This window comes from Micromonospora cabrerizensis (assembly GCF_022230955.1).
In the GTDB taxonomy this organism is placed as follows: Bacteria; Actinomycetota; Actinomycetes; order Mycobacteriales; family Micromonosporaceae; genus Micromonospora; species Micromonospora cabrerizensis.
The window spans coordinates 1-2,581 of the sequence record NZ_JAKKFI010000020.1 but is presented as its reverse complement, the minus strand read 5'-3'; the positions used below and the strand labels follow the sequence as shown (position 1 = coordinate 2,581).

General features: G+C 68.1%; 1 protein-coding gene. It reads right to left on the bottom strand.

Translation table 11 applies throughout. From position 1 onward, the window contains the following. Nucleotides 1–114 precede the first annotated feature (114 nt). On the bottom strand, nucleotides 115–2,581 hold a 2,467-nt coding region (locus LADH09A_RS02630), incomplete at its 5' end, for a transglycosylase domain-containing protein (RefSeq protein ID WP_238643133.1).

Sequence of the window (2,581 nt, the reverse complement as noted above, 5' to 3'; positions counted from 1 at the left end):
GGCTGGCTGCTGCCCATGACTATTCAAGCCGGAGACGGCATACGAGTTTACGTACGGTTACTGGAGTCCGGAAGTGTGCTGGTCAGGTGGTGCGGCGTCATGAAGCGGTGCGGGTCAGTTCCGGTTGGGCGGTAGGCCGGGAAGCCCTCCGCCGCCGCCACCGCCGCCACCTGGATTGCCGCCCGGGTTGCCTCCGGGGTTGCCGCCCGGGTTACCCCCGGGGTTGCCTCCGACACGCGGGCAGAACGGATCGGTCAGCGGGTCACAGGTCGGGCCGCCGGGCCCGCCCGGCAGACCCGGCAGCGTCGGCGGCGCGACCGGCTCCTTGCCGTTGCCCTTCGTGACGTCACCCTCGCCGGTGACGGTGGGCAGGGGGATCTCCTCCTGGCCCTTGAGGGCGGTGTTCATGAACTTCTCCCAGATCGGGCCGGGCAGCGTCGAACCGCCGATGGGCTTACCGCCGGTGAGGCGGATCGCCGGCTTCTTCGGGTCCCGGCTGCCCACCCACACCGCTGTGGCGTTCTGCGGGGTGTAGCCAACCGTCCAGGCGTGCGCGTTGTCCTTGCTGTTGTACTCCCAGGTGCCGGTCTTGGCGGCGGCCTGGCGGCCGCTCTCCAGCGAGAGGTTGTTCGACCCGGCGCCGGGGATCTGCTTCAGGACGCCGGTGACCTCGTCGGTGACCTTCTTGGGGATCCGCTGCTCGGGCTTGATGCGCTCGCTGCCGACCACCTTCCACTTGCCGGTGTCCTTGTCCTGCTGCTCCACCTTGAGGACGAAGTGCGCCTTGATGTACTTACCGTCGTTGGCGAACGTGGCCATGGCGTTGGCGTGCTCGAAGACGGTGATCGGGTACTTGCCGAAACCGGTGTAGTTGTCGAACGGGTTCGGCCCCTTCTTCGACAGGTCGAAGGCCTGCGGCGGGTCGACGCCCCACATGGTGGTCACGCCGGCCTTGCGGGCCATGTCGACGACCTTGGCGGCGCCGATCGTGTCAGTGACCCAGTAGAAGGGCACGTTGTACGACTGGATCGTCGATTCTTCGAGGGTGCAGTACTTGCCGCACTTGAGGTTGGTGCGGCCGGCGTTGCCGATCGCGACCTTGGAGCCCTCGGGCTTGTACGGCGTGGGGTCCCAGTGCGACTTGACCGAGATGCCCGCCTCGATCGCGGCGGCCAGGGTGTAGACCTTCATCGACGAGCCCGGCTGGTGTCCGCCGGTCAGGTCACCGTTCTTGTCGGTGTTCTTGCCGGCGTAGTCGAAGTCGGCGCCGCTGTCACCGCCGTAGTAGGCGAGCACGCGACCCTTCGACGGGTCGATCGACACCACCGCCGCCATCAGGTTGTCCGGCTGGTCGTTGAGCTCGGAACCCTTCTTGGACTGCATGGCGGTGTTCTCGGCGGCGGTCTGCAGCTTCGGGTCGATGGTGGTGGTGATCCGGTAGCCGCCGTCGCGCAGTGCGTCCACGCAGCTCGTCTTGCCCTCCGCGCCGGTGTCGGAGCAGAGGCCCATCGCGTCCATCTCCTGACGGACGTAGTTGATGACGTTGCCGCGCGGGCTGTCGACACCGAACCCGTTGCCGCCCTTCTTCGGTGCCAGCACCTTCGGGTACTCGGTCGGCGACGCGGGCTGGTTGGGGGCGTCCACCCAGCCTTCCTTCTTCATGCCGGCGATCACGTAGTCCCACCGTGACTTGGCGTCGGGCATGTTGACGGCGGGGTCGAACCCGCGGTGGCTGTCGCTCGCCACCGGCTGCTTGATGACCGCCGCGAGCACGGCACCCTCGCCAACGGTCAGGTCCTTCGCCGCCTTGCCGAAGTACGTCTGTGCCGCGGCCTCGATGCCGTAGGCACCACGTCCGAAGTAGATCACGTTGAGGTAGTGCTGCATGATCTCCGGCTTGTCGTACTTCTCGTTCAGCTTGGAGGCGAGAATGGCCTCCTTCACCTTCCGGCCGTACGTGTCGTCCTGGAGGTTCTCGAACGCGTTGCGGGCGTACTGCTGGGTGATCGTCGAGGCGCCCTGCTTGTCACCGCCGGAGACGTTGTTCCACGCGGCTCGGACGATGCCCTTGTAGTCGACGCCGGAGTGCCGGTAGAAGTTGCGGTCCTCGGCTGCCGCCACCGCGTGCTGCACGTGCTCCGGGATCTGGCTGATGGTGACGAAGCTGCGGTTCTCGCTGCCCAGCTTGGCCAACTGGGTCTTGCCGTCCTTGGCGTACACCGTGGTGGACAGCGGCAGCGGCATCTCGTTGGGCATGACCACGTTGGTCGAGTAGTAGGTGAACCCGACCACGCCGACACCGGCGAGCATGATGAAGACCGCGACGCCGGCGATCAGCAGGTTCATCCGCTTGCGCTTCTTCGCCCGCCCGGCGGCACCCGGGTCACCCGCGCCCCGGCCGCCCCGACCAGGGCCCTTCGGTCCACCTGGACCGCCCGGCCCACCGGAGACCGGCGAGACGCTCGCCCGGGCGACGGCGGCACGGCCACCCACCGACGCGGAGCCGACACTGGCCCGGCCCGCTGGGGCGGCACCGACGGCGGCGGCGCCGACCACGGCTCGGCCTGCCGGTGCGCCCGGC